This is a genomic window from Paenibacillus ehimensis NBRC 15659 (assembly GCF_004000785.1).
Taxonomy (GTDB): Bacteria; Bacillota; Bacilli; order Paenibacillales; family NBRC-103111; genus Paenibacillus_G; species Paenibacillus_G ehimensis.
The window spans coordinates 199,796-223,496 of record NZ_BILX01000004.1 but is presented as its reverse complement, the minus strand read 5'-3'; the positions used below and the strand labels follow the sequence as shown (position 1 = coordinate 223,496).

The 23,701-nt window shown below is 54.6% G+C and carries 22 protein-coding genes; 6 read left to right on the top strand and 16 right to left on the bottom strand.

What is annotated here, in order from left to right:
* The 3 genes from PEH01S_RS04255 to PEH01S_RS04245 all read right to left on the bottom strand — a co-directional run.
* A partial coding sequence (locus tag PEH01S_RS04255) for a class II fructose-bisphosphate aldolase (RefSeq protein ID WP_174807095.1) occupies positions 1-196 on the bottom strand: 196 nt, incomplete at its 3' end.
* A gap of 22 nt (positions 197-218) precedes the next feature.
* Complete coding sequence (locus tag PEH01S_RS04250; RefSeq protein ID WP_025851380.1) at positions 219-1,274, bottom strand: SIS domain-containing protein; 1,056 nt, start codon at positions 1,272-1,274, stop codon at positions 219-221.
* Positions 1,275-1,430: 156 nt separating this feature from the next.
* Positions 1,431-2,324, bottom strand: coding sequence for an AraC family transcriptional regulator (locus tag PEH01S_RS04245; RefSeq protein WP_127484070.1), 894 nt, complete (start codon positions 2,322-2,324; stop codon positions 1,431-1,433).
* 112 nt (positions 2,325-2,436) lie between these two features.
* Between PEH01S_RS04245 and PEH01S_RS04240 the strand changes: the two genes are divergently transcribed.
* Positions 2,437-3,360, top strand: a complete 924-nt coding sequence (locus PEH01S_RS04240) for a DMT family transporter (RefSeq protein WP_127484060.1) — start codon at positions 2,437-2,439, stop codon at positions 3,358-3,360.
* Positions 3,361-3,463: 103 nt separating this feature from the next.
* Here PEH01S_RS04240 and aspA read toward each other — a convergent pair whose 3' ends face one another.
* The 3 genes from aspA to PEH01S_RS04225 all read right to left on the bottom strand — a co-directional run bounded on the left by aspA (position 3,464) and on the right by PEH01S_RS04225 (position 6,809).
* Positions 3,464-4,906 (bottom strand): aspartate ammonia-lyase, encoded by a 1,443-nt coding sequence (gene aspA / locus PEH01S_RS04235; protein WP_127484059.1) that lies wholly within the window; start codon positions 4,904-4,906, stop codon positions 3,464-3,466.
* A 144-nt stretch (positions 4,907-5,050) separates the two neighbouring features.
* A complete protein-coding gene (locus PEH01S_RS04230) occupies positions 5,051-6,016 on the bottom strand; it encodes a PfkB family carbohydrate kinase (RefSeq protein WP_127484058.1) in 966 nt (321 codons plus the stop codon).
* Positions 6,017-6,179: 163 nt separating this feature from the next.
* Positions 6,180-6,809, bottom strand: a complete 630-nt coding sequence (locus PEH01S_RS04225) for a TetR/AcrR family transcriptional regulator (RefSeq protein ID WP_127484057.1) — start codon at positions 6,807-6,809, stop codon at positions 6,180-6,182.
* Between the two features lie 162 nt (positions 6,810-6,971).
* Here PEH01S_RS04225 and PEH01S_RS04220 point away from each other — a divergent pair, with 162 nt between their 5' ends.
* A complete protein-coding gene (locus PEH01S_RS04220) occupies positions 6,972-8,150 on the top strand; it encodes an MFS transporter (protein ID WP_127484056.1) in 1,179 nt (392 codons plus the stop codon).
* Positions 8,151-8,432: 282 nt separating this feature from the next.
* On the opposite strand, the gene PEH01S_RS04215 is transcribed toward PEH01S_RS04220, so the two are convergent.
* Positions 8,433-9,392: an acetylxylan esterase gene (locus PEH01S_RS04215; RefSeq protein ID WP_127484055.1), complete on the bottom strand. Its 960-nt coding sequence runs from the start codon at positions 9,390-9,392 to the stop codon at positions 8,433-8,435.
* Positions 9,393-9,945: 553 nt separating this feature from the next.
* Between PEH01S_RS04215 and PEH01S_RS04210 the strand changes: the two genes are divergently transcribed.
* The 3 genes from PEH01S_RS04210 (at position 9,946) to PEH01S_RS04200 (ending at position 14,957) form a co-directional block, all read left to right on the top strand.
* Positions 9,946-11,691 (top strand): ABC transporter ATP-binding protein, encoded by a 1,746-nt coding sequence (locus PEH01S_RS04210; protein WP_127484054.1) that lies wholly within the window; start codon positions 9,946-9,948, stop codon positions 11,689-11,691.
* Positions 11,692-11,777: 86 nt separating this feature from the next.
* On the top strand, positions 11,778-13,844 hold the full coding sequence (locus PEH01S_RS04205; RefSeq protein ID WP_127484053.1) for an ABC transporter ATP-binding protein: 2,067 nt from the start codon (positions 11,778-11,780) through the stop codon (positions 13,842-13,844).
* A gap of 30 nt (positions 13,845-13,874) precedes the next feature.
* Entirely contained in the window at positions 13,875-14,957 is a 1,083-nt protein-coding gene (locus tag PEH01S_RS04200; RefSeq protein ID WP_127484052.1) for a glycine-rich domain-containing protein, read from the top strand.
* A gap of 61 nt (positions 14,958-15,018) precedes the next feature.
* On the opposite strand, the gene asd is transcribed toward PEH01S_RS04200, so the two are convergent.
* Positions 15,019-15,801 (bottom strand): archaetidylserine decarboxylase, encoded by a 783-nt coding sequence (gene asd / locus PEH01S_RS04195; RefSeq protein ID WP_246062784.1) that lies wholly within the window; start codon positions 15,799-15,801, stop codon positions 15,019-15,021.
* 127 nt (positions 15,802-15,928) lie between these two features.
* Complete coding sequence (locus PEH01S_RS04190; RefSeq protein WP_127484051.1) at positions 15,929-16,444, bottom strand: metal-dependent hydrolase; 516 nt, start codon at positions 16,442-16,444, stop codon at positions 15,929-15,931.
* Between the two features lie 362 nt (positions 16,445-16,806).
* Between PEH01S_RS04190 and PEH01S_RS04185 the strand changes: the two genes are divergently transcribed.
* A complete protein-coding gene (locus PEH01S_RS04185; protein ID WP_127484050.1) occupies positions 16,807-17,625 on the top strand; it encodes a glycerophosphodiester phosphodiesterase in 819 nt (272 codons plus the stop codon).
* A gap of 85 nt (positions 17,626-17,710) precedes the next feature.
* On the opposite strand, the gene PEH01S_RS04180 is transcribed toward PEH01S_RS04185, so the two are convergent.
* The 7 genes from PEH01S_RS04180 to PEH01S_RS04145 all read right to left on the bottom strand — a co-directional run bounded on the left by PEH01S_RS04180 (position 17,711) and on the right by PEH01S_RS04145 (position 23,680).
* The gene (locus PEH01S_RS04180) at positions 17,711-19,228 is read right to left on the bottom strand and encodes a LysM peptidoglycan-binding domain-containing protein (protein WP_127484049.1); all 1,518 of its coding nucleotides are present in this window, start codon (positions 19,226-19,228) and stop codon (positions 17,711-17,713) included.
* A 448-nt stretch (positions 19,229-19,676) separates the two neighbouring features.
* Positions 19,677-19,991 carry a DMT family transporter gene (locus tag PEH01S_RS04170; RefSeq protein WP_025848749.1) on the bottom strand — a complete coding sequence of 105 codons (315 nt, stop codon included), beginning with the start codon at positions 19,989-19,991 and terminating at the stop codon, positions 19,677-19,679.
* The gene (locus tag PEH01S_RS04165; protein WP_127484048.1) at positions 19,991-20,338 is read right to left on the bottom strand and encodes a DMT family transporter; all 348 of its coding nucleotides are present in this window, start codon (positions 20,336-20,338) and stop codon (positions 19,991-19,993) included. The genes PEH01S_RS04170 and PEH01S_RS04165 overlap by 1 nt, the downstream gene beginning before the upstream one ends.
* Positions 20,319-21,101 carry a MerR family transcriptional regulator gene (locus PEH01S_RS04160; RefSeq protein ID WP_127484047.1) on the bottom strand — a complete coding sequence of 261 codons (783 nt, stop codon included), beginning with the start codon at positions 21,099-21,101 and terminating at the stop codon, positions 20,319-20,321. The genes PEH01S_RS04165 and PEH01S_RS04160 overlap by 20 nt, the downstream gene beginning before the upstream one ends.
* Before the next feature lie 240 nt (positions 21,102-21,341).
* Positions 21,342-21,959, bottom strand: a complete 618-nt coding sequence (locus PEH01S_RS04155) for a TetR/AcrR family transcriptional regulator (protein WP_127484046.1) — start codon at positions 21,957-21,959, stop codon at positions 21,342-21,344.
* On the bottom strand, positions 21,949-22,677 hold the full coding sequence (locus PEH01S_RS04150; RefSeq protein ID WP_127484045.1) for a YqeB family protein: 729 nt from the start codon (positions 22,675-22,677) through the stop codon (positions 21,949-21,951). The genes PEH01S_RS04155 and PEH01S_RS04150 overlap by 11 nt, the downstream gene beginning before the upstream one ends.
* Positions 22,678-22,717: 40 nt before the next feature.
* Complete coding sequence (locus PEH01S_RS04145) at positions 22,718-23,680, bottom strand: hypothetical protein (protein WP_127484044.1); 963 nt, start codon at positions 23,678-23,680, stop codon at positions 22,718-22,720.
* Positions 23,681-23,701: the final 21 nt, after the last annotated feature.

Here is a 23,701-nt window from a genome sequence, read left to right as displayed (position 1 = left end):
CCGCCGCCGCGATATAATCGGGACCGAGATGCTTGACCGTCCCTACCGTCGACTGAAGAATTAAAGGCGATTCGGTTTCTTCCGCGGCGTCGACGACCGCTTGCAGCATCTCCAGCGTATGCACGTTGAACGCGCCAATCCCGTAGCCGCCCGCGCGGGCCGCTTCAAGCAATGAGGTGGATGAGACTAATGGCATATCGATGTCATCTCGCTTCCGGCTAAATTTTGACCACTTGTGTCAGGTTGCGGGGCATATCCGGATCCACGTTGCGTTTCATGGCCGTATAGAAGCCCAAATATTGCAGCGCCGGCAAGTAAAGCACCGTGCGGGCGTCGTCGCTCATCTCCGCTCCGCCGACCTCGAATACCGCATCCGCGAACGCGGTGTCTTCCCCGGCCTTCGCCGTAACGAGCAGCACGAAGGCGCCGTACTCCCGCATTTCCTTGGCGACCTTCAGCTCGTAATCGCGCGCTTTCTCGGACAGCAGCAGGCAGACGAGCGTGCCCGGCTCCACAATCGACTTGGGACCGTGACGGAACTCCAGCGTACCGTACGCTTCCGTCCAGATGTAGGACATTTCTTTGATTTTCAGGCTCGCTTCCAGCGCGATGCCGTAGTACGTGCCCATGCCGAGGTAAATGACCTTTTGAAAATCGTTCTTGTCGACCAAAGGCTTAATGAAAGCGTCGGCGGCTTTGACGACTTGATCGTCCGTTTGCGCGACCGAAGCAAGCTGCTCGAACTGATCCTGCTTGCCGGCCGCCTTGGCGATCGCTGCATGCATCAAAAACGTCATGCTGCTGAACGATTTCGTCATGACGGTGCTCGTTTCTTTACCGAGCGGGGAAACCAGGCAATCCGCCAGCTTCGCCATGCTGCTCTCTTCGTAGCAGGTGATGCCTGCGACTTTCACGTTAGGAAGCGGCTTTACGGCTTCCAGCGCCAGCAGCACCTCCGTCGACTCGCCCGATCTCGAAACGCCGATCACCAAATAATTGCGGTTCGGCGGGAGCGTTTGCTCGCGGAACAGGAACACCTCCGAGGAAGGATAAGCCGTTGCGCTTTTGCCCAGCCATGCCCGGTAGACGGACGCCATCGCCAATGCTTGATAATAGGAGGATCCGCTGCCGATGAACACCGTCTCGTCCGTTTCCGAATCGACGAGATGCTTTTGAACCCAGTCTCCCTGCTGCTGAAGCTGTACAAGCGCCGCATTCAGCGCCTCCGCCTGTGCCGAAATTTCAGGATACGTATATTGACCGAATGGCTTCACAATATTACCCCTTTCGTCTTATTAATGATAATATAAATCATAATTTTGATTTTTTCAATCATTTTATTTAAAGATTAACAGCTATCCGTGAACGCAAAAAAGCCGGAGACATGAGCCGTCGTCCGGGCTGTGCGGGAGCTTCGTTTCCTCCCCGTTTTAGGGGCGAGCTTCCGTTTTTGATTTTTTGTAAGCCAATGGCGTAATCCTCATGGACTTGCGGAATTTATCGATAAAATAGCTCGTACTGTTAAAACCAACCCGATAGGCGACTTCGGTCACATTCGAATCCGCTTGCTGCAGCAGGACCAGACTTTTTTGGATCCGATATTCCGTTACGTAGCTTAACGGCGTCGTCTTCAAGATTCGGTTGAAATAACGGCAGCATTCGGAACGGCTCAATTGGCCGGCTTTGGCAATATCATCCAGCCTGATTTTCTCGGTATAATGGGTATGAATCCACTGCAGCATTTGCTTTATTCGGTGACTCTTTTGCATTTCCGTCGCGTCGTATTCCGGCTGAAAGCCGTTCATAATGAGGTTTTGCCAAATTAACGTCAGCTGCACGGTAATGCTGATTTCATAGAATGGCGGTTTACGTTGAAGCAATTGATGAATGTTCAGGATGGCCGCTAAAATATTTTCCCCCCACGGTTCCTTTGCCTCCAGCTGTACGTATGGAAGGTTTGTCGCTTGAATATAAGGATAGACAAAGGTCGTGTAAAGCTCTTGCGACAATACGAAATGAGGAGAAACATTCAAGCAAATGTAAACGCATCCCGACCGATCTTTTTCTTCCGCCATGTGCAGGCAGCCGCTATTGATAAACAGCCCCTGGCCTTCCCGAACCGTAATGCTGTCCTCGTTGATTTGGAAAACCGCCTCTCCTTTTACAATCAGGACAAGCTGAATTTCCTCATGCCAATGAAGCGGGATATAGCCGTGTATATTTTGATTAATTGTGGTTTCATAGCAAGCCATCGGCAGCACGACCGTCCGGTGCTCGGTCAGCTCCTTTAAGCTTTGGTCAATTTTGAAATTTTTAATTTGCATCATGAACCCGACCTCAAAATCCTTATATTTATTTATTCGATTCTAATATCTTCAACGCCCTTTTCCCTCTATTATAACACTATTATTAGATTTTTAAGGTGGAGGCTCATTCATGGACAGACCTGCCAGAAGAAGAGGATTAGTTCTCGTCATCATCGGAGCGATACTGTGGGGCATAAGCGGCACCGTGGCCAAAAAGCTCTTTCAATACTACGCCATCGAGGTCGATTGGCTGGTGACGACACGATTGCTCGTAGCCGGCTTTTTACTTTTAACCGTGCAATTTTTTACAAAAGACCGCTCTCAAATAACGGGTGTCTGGAAAAACAAAAGAGCAGCCGTGAAATTGGTTATTTTTGCATTGTTTGGAACGCTTGCGGTTCAATATACGTATATGGCTTCGATCCAGCACGGCAATGCCGCCGTAGCCACGCTGCTGCAATATTTGGCGCCGGTCATGATTATTGTCTACTTGACCCTGCGAAAACAGACGGTTTTCACACGCCAAGATCTAATAACCGTTTCCCTTGCTTTAGTCGGCTGCTTCTTGTTATTAACGAATGGCTCCGTCGCACAGCTATCGGTGCCGACACCTGCCATCGTATGGGGAATTTTATCCGGGGTAACGCTGGCCTTTTATACGGTGTATGCCGTTCCGCTGTTGAAGCAATACGATTCGCTTGTCATTGTCGGCTGGGCGATGATGATCGGGGGCGCCGCGTTGAGCTTTATTCATCCGCCTTGGCGGGCGGACTTTGCCGCCATGCCGCTGGAAGCCTGGTTATACTTGGTCTTCGTGATCGTATTCGGCACCATGCTCGCCTTTTGGTTTTATATCGAAAGCTTGCAAAGCCTTTCCCCTCAAGAATCGAGCCTCGTCGGCAGTCTGGAGCCGCTGGCGGCTGTGTTAACGACGGTGCTTTGGCTGAAGGAGCCGTTTGGATTTTTTCAATGGATCGGCACGACCTGCATTATAGGGATGATTTTATTGCTGGCGCTCAAAAAAGCCCCTTCGAATCAGTTCACCGGATCGTGAGCCTCCCTTGGAAAAAAGCTCGGCTTCCTTGCAAAAACAAGCGCCGCCGTCTCCCGAGACAGCGGCGCTTGTCGCCAGACCGGCCTGACGGAGCGTCCGGCCGTTATTTCTTCTCTTCGTCCCGGTGCGTTTCGAGCAGCGATGCGCCCGCAATGCCCGGATTCGTCATTTCGTACGGGTCCAGAATCAAATTCAGCTCGTCTTCGCGCAGTACATCGTACAAGAGGCAGAGCTCCCGGACCGAGCGGCCGGTTTCAATCGCCTCGCGGGCAATTCTCGCCACCGGCTCGTAGCCCAGATGCGGGTTCAGCGCGGTAATGACGCCGACGCTCCGCTCCACGTACTCCTTGCAGCGGTCGATGTTCGCTTGGATGCCGTCGAGGCAGTATTTTTTGAACACCTTGAACACCTGGCTCATCATGCTGAGCGATTGCAGCAGGTTGAACACCAGCACCGGCTCCATGACGTTCAGCTCAAGCTGTCCCGCTTCGGAGGCCAAGCAAATAGTATGGTCGTTGCCGATCACCTGGAACGCCACCTGGTTGACAACCTCGCACATAACCGGGTTCACTTTGCCCGGCATGATCGAGGAGCCCGGCTGACGCGGCGGCAGATTGATCTCGGACAAGCCGGTACGCGGCCCCGAAGCCATCAGCCGCAGGTCGTTCGCCACCTTCGACATGTTGATCATGCACACCTTCAATGCCGCGGACACTTCGGTATAGGCATCGGTGTTCTGCGTCGCATCGACGAGGTGCTCCGCGCTGACCAGCGGAAAGCCGGTGAATTCGGCCAGCAGCTCCGCCACGCGCTTAATATAGCGCGGGTCGGCATTCAAGCCGGTGCCGACAGCCGTCGCGCCCATATTGATCTCGTACAAATGCTGCCGCGTCTGGGTAATCCGCTTGATGTCTCTCGCGAGCACCCGGCGGTAAGCTTCAAACTCTTGGCCGAGGCGGATCGGCACGCCGTCCTGCAGATGTGTCCGGCCCATTTTGATGACGCCGTCGAATTCCTTCGCCTTGGCCTCGAAGCCTTCGTGCAGCTCGTTCATCACCTCAAGCAGCTGATCGAGCAGCGTCAAGACGGCAATATGAATCGCCGTCGGGAACGCGTCATTCGTCGACTGCGCCATGTTGACATGGGTATTCGGACTAAGCGTAAAGTAATTGCCTTTCTCGCCCCCGAGCAGCTCGATGCCGCGGTTGGCAATGACTTCGTTCGTGTTCATGTTGATCGACGTGCCCGCCCCGCCTTGAATCGGGTCTACAATAAACTGATCGTGCCATTGCCCGGCGATGATTTCCTCGGCCGCCTGAACGATGACCTTCCCAAGGTTCGGATTCAGCTGCCCGATCTCCATATTGGCGATAGCCGCCGCTTTTTTGACCGTCGCCATGGCGACGATCAGCTCTTTATGAATCCGGTATCCGGTGATCGGAAAGTTTTCTACGGCCCGCATGGTCTGAACTCCATAATAAGCATGGACCGGTACTTCCTTCGTGCCCAAAAAATCTTTTTCCACACGGTATTGCGCGCTGGTCATGACCTGTCTCCCCTTTATGGCTGCGATAACTTGCGACGGGATGATCTTACAAGCAATGTCATCTCCATACGTTATTGTATCTCAATTTACCATCGGTTAAAAGGGCTTGACATCGGAAAATAAAACGTTTCCATGCTTGTCCCGTCAACTTCCGCGAATCAGTTGGTCCAGTTCCTCCAGGGAGGGCAGGGCGGGAATCGCTCCCTTGCGGGTCGTCGTAAGCGCACCGGCCGCATTGCCCGATCGGCAAACCTCGCCGAGCTCCTCTTCCGTCAGCGCGTCAGGACGCTTCCCGGATTCCATCAACCGGAACAGCGCGCCGGAGAAGAACGCGTCGCCCGCGCCGGTCGTATCGATGGCCTTCACCGCGAAGCCCGGCACCCGGCCCGTCCGTTCGCCCTGACGGTAAAAGCTGCCGTCCGGCCCCAGCGTCACGAACATGAGCGGAGTGCCGTACTGCTCTTGCAGCTGACGGGTACCCGCCTCCAAGTCCCGCTCGCCGGTCAGAAAATGAAGCTCTTCCTCCGAAAGCTTCAATACGTCGCTGTAAGTCAGGCCTTCCAGAATCAGCCGCTTTGCGCGGTCCAGATCCGGCCACAGGAGCGGACGAAGATTCGGATCGAAGGAGACGAGCTTGCCTTCCCGGCGGGCATAGGCAGCAGCACGCAGCGTCGCCGTAGCGGAGGGCTCGTGAGTCATCGAGACGGAGCCAAAATGAAACAAAGCGGCGTCCCCGATCCGCTTCCAGTCAATTTCCGACTCCTGCAGCAGCATGTCCGCTCCGGGATTGCGGTAAAAGCTGAACGAACGGTCTCCGCCGGCATCAAGGCTGACAAAGGCAAGCGTCGTACCGGCTTCTCCGGTAAATACCATGCCGCCCGTATCCACCCCGTGCTTCTCCAGCTCCCCCGTCAAAAAACGGCCGAAGGCATCCTCGCCGACTTTGCCGATAAATGCCGTCCGTTTGCCCAGCTTGGTCAGCCCCGCCATCACATTGGCCGGCGCGCCGCCGGGGTTTTGCTCGTACCGCGGCAGCCCCTGCTCGGACACCCCCGCGGGCGTAAAATCGATCAGCAGCTCGCCGATGGCGACGGCATCTAATCTATTCATGTCCATCCTCCGTCCATTTTATCAAATTCCGATCGGTACACGTTACCTGCGTTTTTGCAGCCCTTCGGATCAAAGCTTTGGGGCTCCGCAGACGTTTAAGGCAACGTTCCCTTCCTATTGTAGTCGCAGGGAAATCGAGCCGTCAACGAACAATCCGCACGGCTTACAGCTCAAACAGGCTTCGTGCCGGATCCGGCGCCGGAAGCTCCGTACCGAGCAGCTTTCCCATGATGCCGACGATCGCTACGGCTTTGGCGCGGATCTCCTCCTCCGTCCGGTCAAAAAAGCCCGGATCGAACATGAACAAAACCGCCGTCAGCATAAATTCGGCCGTTTCCGCCGGATGCTCGACCTGAAACACGCCCTCCTTGACGCCTTGCTCAAGGATATGCGCGATGGGCGGCACCATCGCGGTAATTTTCCGGGATACGAACCGCTGATGGATCATTGCGTTGCTCTCATGGTGCAGCACCTGCAAAAAATCCCGGTAATTCGGCAACAGGGCCGGACGTTCGAGCAGCGCAGCCACCAGCTTCCGGTCCGCGGCTTCCCCGGACCGCCCGGCAACCGAATTCACATAGTCCATGTGCTCCGCCAGCGAACGCTCGACTAGAGCAAAGATGACGTCGTCCTTCGTTTTGAAATAGTAATAAAACGTCCCTTGAGCGACCCCCACCTGCTTGACGATGTCGCTGACAGACGTACGCTCGACGCCCTTATCGCCGAACAATTGCACGGCCGCGTCCAACAATTCGTTCCTGCGCACTTCAGGGTCCTTCGTAATTCTGGCCATAAGTCGCACTCCTTTGCTAGTTGAGGGAAATGCACGCTTCTTAATTTTAAGGTGATCTGCATAGCTTCATTTTACTTATTGACTGACAATCGGTCAATCAACTATAATACGCAATATGATTAATTGACTGATAGTCAGTCAGATAGAAGAAGGAGTGATCTTATGAAATCCCGCATGATCTTGTATTTGATCGGCTTGAGCGCCTTTGTCGCGTCTTTGGCGCAAAACTTGTACTCCCCGCTGCTGGTGGAGGTCCAGGAAAAGCTGCACACGACCCAAGCGATGGTCAACTTGACGGTCACCGTATTTACCGTGGCGCTCGCGGTCATGCAGCTTGTCTTCGGTCCGCTGTCGGACCGGAAGGGCCGCAAAATCGTCCTGCTCCCGGCCGTCGCCGTCTACACGCTGGCTTCGCTCGGCTGCGCCTACGCCGGCTCGGTTGATGCGCTGCTCGCCTTCCGTCTGCTTCAGGGGATCGGTGCGGCGGCCGTTCCGGTTGTTGCGGCGGCAATAATTGGCGATGTGTTCGAAGGAAAGGAGCGGGCCCAAGGGATGGCGACTTACCAGTTGATGCTCGGACTGTCTCCGGCTGTCGGCCCGTGGGTGGGAGGACTGATCGGCGGCCGCTACGGCTACGGAAGCGCGTTTTTGCTGCTGGGCGCCGTATCGCTGATCCTGCTTGCGGCCAACGCTTTCCTGCTCCCCGAAACCCGGCCGGCAACAGCGACCGTGCGCAAGCGCATCGATTGGAGCTCGTTTGTCCGCCTTGCCCGTCATCCCCGGGCGGCTGCCCTGCTGACCGTCGGGTTCGTACAGTTCTTGGTCTACTTCGTCTTTCTTGTTTATATTCCGATCATCGCCCATCACCGTTACGGCTACGAGCCGGCGCAGACGGGAACGTTGATGCTGCTTATGGCGCTTTGCTCCATGATTGGCGTCAAGGCTGGGGGATGGGTCCAAAGCCGGTTCCCCGGGGAGAGCGGCTATTTATGGGCTTGCGCTGTCAACGCCGCAACGGTGCTGGTGTTCGCTTTCACCGCCGGACTGTCGCTGCCTGTGCTGGCTGCCGTTTTCTGCTTATTCGGCCTGACGATGGGACTTACCATGTCGATGCCGGCCACGCTCCTTACGGAACTATTCCCGGATGACCGCGCCACCGCCGTCGGCGTCTACAATTTTGTCCGCTATCTGGGCATGGCGGCGGGCCCGATGCTCGGATCGCTCCTTTTTATCGGAGAAAGCATTCCGCTGCTGTTCGGCATAAGCGCCGTCTTGTACCTGGGCGGAATCGCCATCGGCGGCCGTCTTGCGGCCCGCACAACGGGCACAGCTTCTTCCTGAGGGTAAACGGCAAAAAAGCGTCCGGCGATGTGCTGAACGCTGAGCTTGTTGAGAAACCTGCTTCTCGTAGAAAATCTCTTCATACGCCGGTGGGGTATGTCCCTCCAGCCGCTCTTGAAACCCGTGAACTTGATTAGAATTAGCGGTATTTTTACGGGTTTCAAAGGCGGACGTAAACTCTTACGGGACATACCCCACCTCTATTTGTCTGAGATTTTCCACATCTAGGGTTTCTCAACACTCTGAGCGTCCGGCGATGTGCCGGACGCTCTTCTTTTGCCGTTATAAGGTTTTCATAAATTGATAGATTTTGTCCTGCATTCCCGGAAGCCCTTCGTGCCCGAAGTCCGGGTAAATTTCCAGCTGCACCGGCGACGTGACTTTATTGATCGCGGCAAACTGGGTGGAAGGCGGACAAACCGGGTCCATCAGCCCGACGCCGATCAGCAGCTCCGCCCGAATGCGGTGCGCCAAATGCTGGATGTCGATATAGCCGAGCTTGGTGAAAATCTCCTCTTCCCGCTTATGCTGCGGATCAAAATGACGGAAATACGTGCGCAGCTCGGCATAGGCGTCTTTGGCCAAGTCCATCTCCCATACCCGCTTGTAGTCGCTCAGGAACGGATAAACCGGCGCGGCCTTGCGGATTCGCGGCTCCAGCGCCGCGCAGGCCATCGTCAAAGCGCCGCCCTGCGACCAGCCCGACGCTCCGACCCGGTTCTCATCCACCTCCGGAAAGCTCATTACAATGGAAGCCAGCTGCGCCGTATCCAGGAAAATGTGGCGGAACAGCAGGTTGTCCGGCTCCCCGTCCAAGCCGCGGATAAAATGGCCGTGGTGCGTCGTTCCCTTCACCCCGCCCGTATCCTCCGACAAGCCGCCTTGGCCGCGCACGTCCATAGCCGCAACGGAGAAACCCAGCGCCGCATATTGCAGCTTATCCTGCCAATCGCCGGAATTTCCCGTATAGCCGTGGAATTGAAGCAGAGCCGGATGCGGACCGTCCGTCTGGGTCGGACGCACATATTTGGCGTGAATCCGCGCGCCCCGGACGCCGGTAAAATACAAATCGAAGCATTCCGCGAACGGCGTCGTGAACTCCGACGGCACCAGCTCGACCTGAGGATCGGTCGCCCGCATTTCCTGCAGCGCCGCTTCCCAGTATTCGTCCAGGTCGGCAGGACGCGGATTGCGTCCTTGATACGTTTTCAGTTGATCCAGCGGCATATCCAACAGCGGCATCGTTTCATCATCCTTTTTGCAAAGTGTGGAATTTGTTCTTCTTCTCAATGTAATTCAGGACGGCCGGAATCTCAAGCCTCAGCTTGGACTCTATGTTGTCTTTTTTCGAGCCTCCGGCCCGTTCCATTATAATCGTTTTTGCCGTTGACAGTACGAGCCGCCCAATGGTAAAGTGACATTTGTACATTATTTCCAAAAGAAAGGATGGCTGCCGTATGCTGCTCGCCAGAGACCGAAAATATCGCGCACACCTTCAGTACAACCGGATTGTTCGGTGCAGCCACTCCGCGCTGGAATCGTAACGGCTCGTTCGCCGTTCTGCGAATTTCTTCCGTACACGCGGCGCATGGTTACGCACCCTCGTAATCGTGCGCCTTATTGATCGGTCCGCAGCCGTATAGCCCACGTGTGGTGTTTGTTGCGAACCGGTAGGCATCCCTTGATACGGATGCGTTAAGGCATATCGCTTACGAGCGGTATGCCTTTTTTGACGTCGTTTTCCAAGCTCCGCCGCATAACCATTCTTTATGGAACGAGAAAGGAGTACACTCGCATGTTTATCGTATTGAAAAAGCTGCGCTGGTTTTTCGCCATGCACTGGAAACGATACAGTTCCGCGATCCTGCTGCTGCTGATCGCCGGGATTCTGGAGGTCATTCCCCCGAAGCTGATCGGCTATTCGATCGACGGCATTCATCAAGGAACGCTGACCGATGCGCGGTTTTATCAGGTGCTTGGCTTTTGGGCCGCAGCGGCTCTGTTGTGTTACGCGATCACTTACGTCTGGTCGTATCAGCTGTTCGGCGGCGCCTTCGTTCTGGAACGTCGGCTCCGCTCGAGTCTGATGCGCCACTTCGCCAAGATGACGCCTACGTTCTACGAGCGCAACCGGACGGGAGATTTGATGGCCCGGGCGACGAACGATCTGCATGCCGTCTCGGCGACCGCAGGCTTCGGGATCCTGACTCTGGTCGACTCCAGCCTGTATATGCTGACGATCTTGACGATGATGGCGGTGTCCATCAGCTGGAAGCTGACGCTCGCTTCCCTGCTGCCGCTGCCGGTCATGGCGCTGCTGATGAGCAGGTTCGGCAAGCGGATCCACGAGCGCTTCACGAGCGCGCAGGATGCGTTCGGCCAATTGAACGACCAGGTGCTGGAGACGATCGGCGGCGTTCGGGTCATCCGCGCCTTCGTGCAGGAGAAGGCCAGCGAGGAACGGTTCCACCGCATTTCGGACGACGTGTTCCGGAAAAACATCGCCGTCGCCCGCGTCGACGCGCTGTTCGATCCGACGGTGAAAATTTTAGTCGGCATCAGCTACTTGATCGGTTTGTGCTACGGCGCTTATCTGGTGTTCCACAACGAAATTACGCTAGGCGAGCTGGTTTCGTTCAACGTGTTCCTCGGCATGCTGATTTGGCCGATGTTCGCGATCGGCGAGCTCATCAATCTCATGCAGCGGGGCAACGCTTCGCTGGACCGGGTCAACGAAACGCTCGCTTACGAGCCGGATGTGGAAAGCCCGGCGCATCCCGTACCGGTCGACGTGCCGGAAAGCATCGTGTTCGACCGCGTCACGTTCCGCTATCCCTCTTCGCCCATCGATAATCTCGTCGATATCTCGTTCAAGCTGGAGCGAGGCCAGACGCTCGGGATCGTGGGCCGGACGGGAAGCGGCAAAACGACGCTGCTCAAGCAGCTTCTGCGCGAATACCCCTCCGGCGAGGGAGCAGTCCTGCTGTCCGGCGTGCCTGCAGACCGGATCGATATCGATACGCTTCAAGGCTGGATCGGCTATGTGCCGCAGCAGCCGATTTTGTTCTCGCGGTCGATCCGCGAAAATATTACGTTCGGGCGCAGCCATGCGGACGAAACGGAAGTGCAGCGGGCCCTCGAGCTGGCCTCGTTCGCCAAGGACGTGCACTTCCTGCCCGAAGGTCTGGAGACGCTGGTCGGCGAAAAGGGCGTCGCCTTATCCGGCGGTCAAAAGCAGCGCGTCTCCATCGCCCGCGCCTTGCTCGTCGATCCCGAAATTCTCATGCTCGACGATGCGCTGTCAGCTGTGGACGCCAAGACGGAAGCGGAAATCATCGCGGGCATTCGCCGGGAACGCGCCGGCAAGACGACCCTGATCGTCACCCACCGGCTGTCCGCCGTCCAGCATGCCGATTGGATCGTCGTGCTCGACGAAGGCCGGATCACGGAAGAAGGCACCCACGAGCAGCTGCTTCAGGCCGGAGGCTGGTACAAGGAGCAGTACGACCGCCAGCAGCTCGAAGCGAACATCGGGGCGTAGCTTACTCCCCGTTCACAATAAGCGAAGCGGACGTAATCGCTCCCGCATAGCGATCCGTCCGCACAGCGGAAATGAAGGTGATTCTCATGAAACAAACCGGTATCCGGTTATACCGTTATGCGGCGTTGTTCAAGCGGCCGATCCTGCTTGCGCTCGTCCTGCTGACCGCAGCCGTCTGCGCGGAGCTGGCCGGACCGCTTGTCGCCAGACAAATGATCGACCGCCATATTCTCGGCGTGGAATATCCCTGGTATGAAGCCGCCGAAGGAGGCAAAGACACCGTCGTCTACGACGGCAAGACGTACAAACGGCAAGACCGCTGGGCGGAAGGCGAAACGAAGGGACGCGAGGTGCGCGTGCTGCAGGTCGGGCGCAGCTACTATTTCGTCGACGGCGCGCTCCGCTTCGACGGTCAGCGCAGCGTGCACGGGAGCGAACTGACGGTGGTCGGGGATGGCGGGCAGGCCGTTTATCCGGTACGTGAGCTGACCACGCAGCAGCTCTATGCCTTCTACGAACCGGAATTCGGACGGCTGGTCGTGCTGGCGGCCTGCTATTTCGGTCTGATCGTGCTGAGCGCCCTGTTCGCATACGGGGAGAAATACCTGCTGCAGACGTCCGCCAACCGGATCATTCAGACGATCCGCAAAGACGTGTTCGCCCAAGTCGGACGGCTGCCCGTCCATTATTTCGACAACCTGCCTGCGGGCAAAGTCGTCTCGCGCATTACGAACGATACGGAATCGATCCGCGAGCTGTACGTCAACGTGCTGGCGAACTTTTTCTCCGGCATCGTCTACATGGCGGCGATTCTCGGAGCGCTGTTCTTTCTCGATGTGAAGCTGGCGCTGATCGCGCTGCCTCTGGTGCCGATCCTCTACGTGTGGATCGTCGTGTACCGCCGTTTCGCTTCCAAATACAATCATGCGATCCGGTCCAGACTCAGCGACATCAATGGGATGATCAACGAATCGATTCAAGGGATGCCGATCATCCGGGCGTTTCGCCGGCAAAAGGAGACGCTCGAAGAGTTCGAGCATCTCAACGAGCAGCATTTTACGTACCAAAACAAGCTGCTCAGCTTAAATTCGCTCACCTCGCATAACCTGGTGAGCATCGTCCGGAACGTTATTTTTCTGACCGTCATCTGGATGTTCGGGGGCGGTTGGCTCGGCACGCTCGTCACGGTCGGGGTGCTGTACGCCTTCGTCGATTACATGAACCGGATGTTCCAGCCGATCGTCGGCATCGTGAACCAGCTCAGCAATCTGGAAACGGCTCTCGTGTCGGCAGAGCGCGTGTTCGAGCTGCTGGACGAGAAAGGCACCGAGGTCGCCGAAGGCAAGCTGGAGCGCTACAAAGGCAACGTCGCTTTCGAGAACGTCTCGTTCGCCTACAAGCCCGGCGAGGATGTGCTCAAAAACATTACGTTCCGCGCCCGCTCAGGCGAGACGATCGCGCTTGTAGGCCACACCGGCTCCGGCAAAAGCTCGATCCTGAACCTGCTGTTCCGGTTCTACGAGGTCCGGGAAGGACGGATTCTGATCGACGGCCGGGATATCCGGGAGATCCCGCAGCAGCTGCTCCGCCAGCATATGGGGATCGTGCTGCAGGACCCGTTCCTGTTCACGGGTACGATCGCCTCGAACGTCAGCTTGGACGATCCTTCCATTACGCGGGAGCAGATTGTGCAGGCGCTTCGCGATGTCGGCGCGTACGAGATGTTCGCCGCCTTGCCGGGGGGCATCGACGAGCCCGTCATCGAGAAAGGCAGCACGCTTTCCGCCGGTCAGCGGCAGCTCGTTTCGTTCGCCCGAGCGCTGGCGTTCGATCCGGCGATTCTCATCCTGGACGAAGCGACCGCCAGCATCGACACGGAAACGGAAGCCGTCATTCAAGCGGCGCTGGAGGTGCTGAAGAAAGGCCGGACCACCTTCATCATCGCGCACCGGCTGTCGACCATCAAAGCCGCGGATCAGATCCTTGTCCTCGACCGGGGTGAAATCAAGGAAAGCGGGACCCACGACGAGCTGATGCGGCTCGGAGGGAGGTATTACCAAATGTACCGGCTGCAATCGGGAGAGCTATCGGCGGAGGAAGCTTCCGAAATCAGGACCTCCGAAGGAGAAGTTCAGGGGCGGGCTATGGTATAATATGGTCATCACGCTCCGAGGAGGTACGATATGACCGTTATCTTTATCTTGATCCTTGTTCTCATCGTTGTGCTGATCGTTACCTCTGCTTCCAAATCAGGAAAAACGAACCAGCGCCGGCCGGGGCCGGGCCGCAGAATGCCCGCACGAAAGCCCGCGAAGCCGGATTACCGGAGCGAGCCGCTGCCGGCCGGACTCGGACTTCAGCCCGGCGTTCCGCTGAAGCCGGCCGCAGACCGGCTGGAGCAAGCGCTGCAAGCGGAATACGGCGACCGGCTGCGGAAGCGGGTGCTTGGCAAGTATCCCTCCATGAGCGAGGCCGAATACGAATGGAAGCTGCTGGAGCTGAAACGGTACTTTTTGATGACGGCCGTCATGAAAGAAGTGCCGATGTTCAGCGAAGCGGTCGACGATATTTGGCACGAGATGCTGATGTTCACCCGGGAGTATCAGCGCTTCGGGGAAACGCTGCTCGGCGCGACGATTCATCATGCGCCGCATACGAGCGGAGCGCCGGACCCGGGCGGGCGCGCCTGGTTCGATTGGGTATACGCCCATCTGTTTACGGCTACGCCGTTTACGGGGCAAATCTGGGGCAGCTTTTTCCGCTATCCGCTCGATCGGCAGCGGATCGATCTGCTGAGCTCGGAGAGCGAGGATGAGCTTGAGCAGCGTTGGTTCAACCGGAAAGCGGCGGCCCAATTCCCCGAAATCGGGCAAACGGTCCGCTGGTTAATCGAGCAAGTGAAAGATCAGCTGCGGCAGGCCGCGGTCAATCGGACCTATGCGGAGCGGCCTTCCGAATCGCACGGTCCTTCCTTGATGCCGTACCTGGCCGGCGCTATGCTGTTCTACTCGGTAACAGAATTTACCAACTTCGATGAACAGATGGAGGAGCTGTTGCCCGAGGAGGAAGCCAAACGCGCAGCGGGACAGCAAACGACGAATTCTTCGTCTTCCTGCTCCTCCAGCGGCTGCGGAACCGGAAGCTGGTCCGACGATCGCGGCGATGACGGAGGCTCGTCCGGAAGCTGCTCGTCTTCAAGCTGCTCGTCCTCCTCAAGCTGCTCCTCGTCCAGCTGCTCTTCCGGCTGCGGCGGCGGAGGCGACTGATCTATAGACTACTAGGTAATGGAAAAAGTCAAGGGTCCTTTTTAAGGGCCCTTGACTTTTTCTACTCCCAATAACCGAGCGCTTCGCCGACGCGCACCTTGCTGCCGACCTCCAGACCGACGCGGAACGCGAAAGCTTCCTTCTCGATCAGCAGGACAACCGTCGAGCCGAATTCGAAGAAAGCCAGCTCCTCTCCCCGGTCCAACCGGACGCGCAGCGGCTCCGTATACCGAATGCTGCTCACGTTCATCGCTCCGACCTTGACGACCGTCGTCATGCCGAACCGGTGCCTGATGCAGGTAATCAGCCGTTCATTGCGGCTCAATACCTTGGGCATAAGCCGCAAGCTGCGCTCGTGAACCGGATAGACGGTTCCCAAGATACGTCGCGTGGCGGTCACCTCTCCGGCTACCGGAGAATGGACGCGATGGTAGTCGGCCGGGCTCAAATACAGGACGATAAAGTAACCGCAGCGGTACCGGTCTTTCATGGGCAAATCATGGAGCAGCTCATCCAAGCCGTATTCTTGACCTTTGACGATAAAGCGGAGCCCGTCGTTCAGCGAACCGATGCCCGTGACGGTGCCGTCCACGGGGCTGACCAGCGAAGCGGCGTCGGGATCGACGGGACGCAGCCCGGCTTTTAACCGACGGATAAAAAAGTCGTTCAACGATTCGTAGGCATCCAATGGTTGTTCGGCCTCCTCGGCCCGGATGCCGTACGTTTTGGCAAAGCGCCGGATCAGCCGGCGGCTCGCTTTCGACTTCGTAAACGAGCCGATTCGCTCGGACAGCCACTTGTGCGACGACAGCTCCGTTAACAAACGAAATAATTGCTGATTCAATGGTTCATCGCCAGCCTTCGTTATAATAAATATACGAACGAGACGAATTATAAAGGCGGCGGACGGCTGCATCAATGACGAATTTCCTATCGTTACGATAGGCGTACCGAATGAACGAATGAATGATTCAGAACAGCCCGGAGACGGTATCCCAATAGTAGCGGACCGGCAGTGCAATGCAGAGCAGCAGCAGGATGTAGCGGAATCCGGTTTCCATGAACGACCCCGTTTCGATCGCCATAAATTTCGGCAGCAGCCGGAATTTGAGCTTGATCGGCCACAGCAGCTCGACTCCCTGCTCGTTGAACAAATCGATGAAAGCATGGGACGCGTACGCGAGCAGAAAGCTCCAGAACAGCGGTTCCGGCAGCAGCGGCAGCAGCAGCGCGCCAATACCGAACAGGAACAGGACGGAGTGCGTCAGCGTCCGGTGCCGGACGTCTACGAGCCGCAGCACGAAGGACAGCGGAAAAAATACTTTGGCCATCGTCGATCCCTGTTTGTCGATGTCGGCCAAAGGTCCTGCCAAGCAGCCAAGCAGAAGCGCAGCGGCGGTGTCCCAGGACAGAAGCGGCACCTGAAAGTGCAGCAATACCCCTTCCGCGGCCAGCAAACCGGCGACGCTGTGCGTTTTTTGCAGCATTGTTAGATCCTCCTCGTTATTCTGTGTTGTCGCGGCCCGGTCAAGAGCTTCCTCATTATACCAAACATATGATCGCATTTCTACATATCTATCAAAAAACGGAAAACACATCCTTTCGCCGGCAAACCCTTTTTTCCATCCTCCCGCGCCTTCCTCCGCATTTGTTAAGAAACCGTTAGCGCATGCGGTCCAAAACGCCGGGACATGCTAATTTTTATCTAACCGAACTATGTTAATCTTTTTTTGCCCGGACATGAGGAATTTGTCGAACCCGGATCGTCTATGATAGAGGACGCAAGGCGATGCCTGACTTCAAGCTCCGTGCTTGCTCCATGCACTTTATTTCATCAGGAGGCTGCTTTATGCAAAAATTCATGCTGGTGCTTGCCGTTGTATTCGCCGTCAACTTTACCGCCACGGGCTCGCCGTCTGCTACGCGCGCCGATAACAGCGGCCTCGTTACCGCGCACCGCGGCAGCTCGCATGCCGCTCCCGAGAACACGGCCAGCTCGATTCGCCAAGCGATCAAGGACGGCGCAGGCTATGCCGAGCTTGACGTTCAGGAAACGGCCGACGGGGTGATCGTGCTGATGCACGACGATAGCGCCAAACGGACGACCGGCATCGACAAGCCCATGTGGAAAATTCCATTTGACGAGCTCCGCCAAGCGAGCGCCGGCGCTTGGTTTCACCCGCAATTCCGCCAAGAACGCGTCCCGACGCTGGAAGAAATCATCGAGATCGCCCACGGCAAAATCAAGCTCAACATCGAGCTGAAAAATAACGGTCATCAAAAACGGCTGGCCGAGCAAACCGTCAGCATTATCGAGCGCCGCAAATTCACGGCGGATTGTACGGTAACTTCGTTCGATGCGGCGCTCCTGCGCAAAGTAAAGCAGCTCAATGCCAACATTCGAACCGGCTTGATCGTAGGGCAGAACTCCGCTAACCGCGAAGCGCTGTTTACAAACCGCGACTATGAAGTACTCAGCGCCGCGTATCCTTTGGTCGATGAAGCGTTTATGCGTCTTGCCGAACAGCATCATAAGCAAGTGTTCGTCTGGACCGTCAACGATAAGAAAACGATGAACCGCATGCTGAAGCTCGGCGTCAACAGCATCATCACGAATGAGCCCGCGCAGCTGGTCGAGCTTCTTCGTCAGCACCGCGCCAACCCCTGAATCTCCGAAGAACGCAAAACCCGCCTTGCCGCAGTCCGTCCGGACCCGAAGGCGGGTTAATTTTGTTCGCATGCTTCAGACGCGTTTATGTCGCGCTCTTGCGAATGACGAATTCGTTCTCCATCATCGTCCACATGCCGGGATCTTCCATGCCAAGTCTCCATAGAGCGATGCCGCGGATGCCCAGACGGTGGGCAAGCTGCATTTTCGCCCGGATGCTGGCCGCATTTTCAAACCAGACCTCGTGTCTGTTGCCGGACTCATCCGTATAGGCGAACATCGGCGTCTGCGTTCTCTCGTCGAAGATGACATCTTTATTGTATCTTCTCGCCAAATTCATCGCCATGGAATAGGTCGCATACGTGTTGCGTCCCGTCGTTAAGTTGAAGTCGAAGCCGAACACCGAAACGGCGGCCGTAATTTTGGAGGCAGGCATTTTCGTTAGCGCGTACCGGATCACCCTCTCCATCCAGCCGATCGACACGACGGGACCCGGGCCGCTTCCCGGCCAACCATGCTCGTTATACAGCATGACCACGAACTCGTCGACGGCCTCGCCGATAACGGCATAATTGAACGGCGCCGAGAACGGATTCGTCGGTTCGTCCGAGGTGCGCGACGGCGTATCGACCGAATAAAAATACCCTTGGTTCCGCAAGGCGCTGCCAAGCTCCCGGTAAAAGGCCGAGAGGCGCTCCCTGTCCTCGTAGCGCACATCCTCGAAGTCGATGTTGACCCCGTCGAAGTTGTAACGCTGGATCAGCGCGATCACGCTGGAAATGAACGCCCTGCGCGTATCCGGCGTGGCCAGCATACCGCGGATAACTTCCTTGTTAGCCTCCTGGTTCCCTCTTTCGTACAGCAGATTATGTACGGTCGGAAGCATTTTCACATTATGGCGGTGGCCGTGATCCACGACCTGCCGCATGTAGGCGTCGGTGAACGTTGCCGGAAACTTCTCGATTTCCGTCGGATTGGCCCGGTTGATGCGAAAATGAAACATGCCTACAGCGGACAGCTGCGCGGTATGCTCCACAAAGACTTGATACGAGCTGGGGAGCGTCGGTCCTTCCCTTTCCGTGTAAAAGCCCAGCACCTGCAGCACCGGGCGTTCCCCGCCGTGAGGAACGACCCGGACGAGGTCCCGGAGCACCCAGCCGACCCGTCCGTCGTACAGCTGGACGCGCACCCAGTCGCCTTCGATTCCCGTCACCGGCAGCCTGGCTCCCCGGTCCATCTGGTTGATGAGCGGCGATGTCGTTCCCGGATATTGGCGGATGTTCGCCGTGTTCACATTGACGATGGCCTCCGTGTAAACGGGAATCCGCAGCCTCTGGCCGATCTGCAAAGCCGTGGACGTCAATCCGTTCAAAATCATGATCGCTTGGTACGTCGTTCCGAACCTTTGGGCAATCGAATAGAGCGAATCGCCGGCCTGCACCGTGTAAGTCCTTTGCCTGGAAACCGGAATGGTCAACGTCTGGCCCACATAAATGATAGTCGAGGTCAATCTGTTCGCTTCCATCAGCGCGTCTACCGTGACCCCGAACCTTTGGGCAATCGAGTAGAGGGAATCCCCCTGCTGAACGAAATAAGTAATCATGGTCTTCTCCTTTACGAAGCATGTTACTACTATTCGTATTCAGCTGAGGGACGCAATACGATCGGTACGGATAATTTTTTTGACTGCCGCTGAAGCCGGAGTAAATGAATCCGCCGTTGACGCGCAGCGTCCGGTGATCCACTGCGACTTGTCGCTGACCAGAAGCTCGACCGCGTCGGCGATGTCTTCGGGTTCCCCGATACTATTTTATGTATGCTATAGTCAACTGCAATAGTTGCAATTTTGGACAGCCTGTTTCAAAGGTCCAGAGAGGCAAAACGAGCATCTATTTTTGCTCCTACAACATTCCCGCTGAGTCATTTAACATCGTGCCAGGAAAGGACTCCCAGGGGATCAATGAAGTTTCACTTTCATCGCAGAAGATCGAGATGGTTTAAAGAAAGTTATTGACAAAGGATGGCTCCTCATACGTTCTCCGGCTATTTCTTTAGCTGACCATCTTTAATCCAACGACAGAGAAAATTATTCCAAGTATGCAGCCGATCCGAGTCCAACTCTTCGACTCTTTGAAAAATATCATTCCGACAACGGCAGCCCCGACGGTTCCAATTCCTGTCCAAACAGCATAAGCTGTCGCCAGCGGTATCGTTTCCATCGCTCGGACAAGCAATTGGAAGCTAAGGACGAATCCGGCAATAAGAATGATGTTATTGGTCCAATTGTTATTTCGGGCAACGCGTTTAATCCCTATGACTCCGACAACTTCCAATAGCCCCGCCGCAATAAGCAACATCCAATCCATTACGATTCACCGCCTGTACTCGACAATTTCAAACCGATGATACATGCTAACAACATTAGTATAAGTGCAATCCTCAAAACGCTAACGCCGCCAGACAGCACGATTTCCATAACCGTAGTTCCCAAAGTCCCCATCCCTGCAAAAACAGCGTATGCCGTACCAACCGGCAGCACCTTAGTGGCCTTTATGATCAAATCGAAACTTAATATCAAAGAGATAAGAACGACAATGCTAGGGATGGCCTCGTATTTGAACCCGCTTGCCCATACAATTTCCAATAGCCCTCCTAAGAGCACATAAGTCCATGCTCTCGCCTCGCTTATTCGCTTATCCGTTTTTTCTGCCATCGTCGTCTTCCTCCCGTGCGTGCTGCAAATACCAATCGACAATTCGATCGATGTAATCCATGACATCGGCATCCATTCCGTACACCTTTGCTTCTTTGCCATTTTCGGGACGAATCATCGACCAATACTTGCCAATGAGCTCCTCATCTTGCTGAAACCATTCCATCGAAAGGCTTAAAATTTGCGCAGCGAGATGCTGCGAATTGTCGGAGGACGGTGGTTCGTGCATATGCTCCTTGATCTTCCGTATCAACTTCGCCCATTCCATGCTCCTGGGATCGTTCGTGCTCAATTCCGGCAAGCTCTTAATTATATCGATTTCCTGCTCTGTGAAGTGCTTGGCCAGGAACCTTTCCCTTGTATCGGGTGAAGACCGCAATGCCTTAATGAACAGAAAGATATCCTCAGATTCAACCTGCCCCTTCATTTCAAACGCATGCCGCGCAGTCTGGAGCAACATTTCCATCTCGTTTAGACGCTTCTTTTTTTCTGCGATTGTCGCAAGCTCAAAATCCAGATAAGCTCTCCATCGGTGCTCCTGCGAGTCTTTCTCTGTAAACAACAATTCCTTGATGGAGGCGAGAGTAAAGCCTAGCTCCTTCAGCGCCGTAATATGCCGAAGCACACTAATTTCCTCATTCGAATAGTACCGATAGCCCGAATCAGCTACCTTTGCAGGCTTCAACAGCCCAATCTCGTCATAAAATCTCAATGTTCGAATGGATATATTCGTCTTCTTGGATAGTTGTCCAATGCTGTACATGAGACTTACTCCTCCTCTCAAGGATAAGTATAAGTCTCCAGTATACGTGAGAGTCAAGCATTCACGCTCCTCTAGCCGTACCACGAAAGGATTTCAGTTATCCACAGCACCCAAAAGGGTGCCTACTTTTGGCCGCAGACTGTCGAACCCGGGGCCTTCTTAAAAGCCAAAAGGAAAAGGGAACATACGAAGCGAACTGGATGTCCCAAACTGCTTGACTTTAATCGGGCTGATCTGTGTTTATCTCAAAACCGCACGGTTGAACAGATTCACGAGCTCAGTACTGTAGGTTTGCGGATCGATAGTGCCAATCAGCTTCTTATTGAATATATATTCGTCAATTGAGCCACGAATTGCGCTTGCCATCACCACAACATTGAAGTCGCCAAAATCCTTTTTCTCCTGTCCAGCAAGTAGAATCTGTTGCAATTCGCTCTCCAAAGGATTCTCTTCATCGTCGTCCAGCTTATAGTAGGGTATGTTATCAACCGTCCGCGCATGGAATACAATCTCAATCAGAGCAATATTGTATTTTGGCTTATTTACATGATAAGCAATACTTGCTTCGATGTAGGCGCGGAGCTTATCGCCAGGAGTCGATGATGCTTGCGTACGTTCCAAAACATAGGTAGACATATCGGTGAGAAGCTTCTTCAGCGTATAGTCCATCAAATCGTTTTTGTCCCGAAAATGGTATGATATTAACGCGGTGCTAATTCCAGCTTTTTTTGCTATTTGGGCCAAGCTGGCGTGGATATACCCGATCTCATCCAGCGTCATAATGACCGCATCAAAGATTTGCGCGCGCCTGGCCTCGGAAATGAAAGATTTTTTGTCCTCCGTTTTTTTATTTCTCATCGTGACCCACCTCATTGACCTTGTCTAGGTTTCTCCAGTATTGAAACTTCCCTCTGTCTCGTACCATTATGCCAAGTTTGCTAGCTTCACATTGCATTTCTTTAGCGGATTCCACGTCTTTGTTTTGCAATGCTTGCTCACGGACCCTCAGTAGAGCGTTTAAGGCTGGCGATAAATCTGGCGTATGATCCACCCAAAGCCGATATTCTGCCTCATATGGGTCCCCATTGAACGACCATGGATAACCGTGCTTGACGAATGTATCCGCTATTTTGGCGGGAGTCGATTCATAAAGCTCGCTCGCTAACTCTTGACCGGTATTTCCAAGCAGGATAAGCTTTTTTCCGTCAATAAACATCGAAGCGATATCTGATCTGGAATAGCGTTGAGTCGAATCCTTAATTTTCAACTTTACTTCATCATCAGAAACGGTGATGAAAAGGCTGTTTTTAATCGCCTCAGCAGAAAGCCACATCCCTGCAATCAAACCTAAAATAGTCGTTACAATCGTAAGCCACATCCCTTGAATGGAAGCAACCAATTTCAAGGGCCCCTGAAAGGGAAACCAAGGCAATCCCGCAGCCCAATCAGCGATTGACGGTAAGAAATACCCCGCGATAAGTCCTACAACAGGTGGAGTAATCAGTACAAAAATGCGCTCAAACAGCGTTAATCCAATAACCGTGATATGCTTGTTGCTCTGTTGTGATTTGAACAAGAGTTCCGTTCCCCCCATTTTTTAAGAAACATCTTCGAACCTAGCCGACTGGATTGTGTATTCTTTTTGCCGTTACCGCCAGTAGTGCAATTGCCATCAGAGCAAAGATCACATTACCGATCCAAGCCCAAGTGTTATCCGGCCATAAAAGCAACGTCATGGTAAAGCCGCCCCATACATAGGTAAGCAAAGTACCCGCAATGATTGCAAAGTGGTGTTGAATGCTCCAATCCCGATGACGTGACCATCGGCTTATAAGTATCCACGAAAGTAACAGAATGCAAACACCCCATATTACACCGCCCCAACTTTCAGGCCTGGAAAAAAATAGGCTGGAAGCTGCAAACGACGCAATTCCCAGGTGAATTGGCTTTATTAAAGCTTCCGACTCATTAGCTGTTCTGTTGTTTTTCTTAAGAATAAAACCGATCGAGATAAAGACGAATGCACCAATGGCGCCGCCCGTAAGCTGTAACAACGAGGCAATAAACCTCTCCTCCATGTAGGTAAAAGAAAATATAATTGCGCAACCAACCAAAACTAAAATACTGATACTGAACAGACCCTTATTTCCTAGCCACGGTGTTTCTCTTCTTGAAGGAGTTAACATCTCGACAATTGCGATAGGCACACATATGCTCCATATTGCATGGCCTCCGACAAAAGATAATAAGTCATAGGCGCTGATGCCGATGAAGGGAATGGGGGCAACAATTCTATTCAATTCAAAATTTAAATATGTGGGGTTAAACAGGGATTGGTCAATGAGACAAGCTTGAATCATACCATATGCCGCACCCAAAAAGAGCATTGTCGGCCAACCGCGGCCTGATCGGCGAGCCACTTCCCGAATGAGCAATGCACCTCCGCCGTACATTGGCAAAAGCAGCACCAGAGCGGCTGCCAAGTTTTGTATTGGGCTTGTTCCCAGTAAGAATTCCCCTACCCATGGAGCAAGCAAAAGTAAACCAAGCACAGGAGCAAATCGACGAACTCTGGACAAAACAAATCCTCCTTCTAGAAA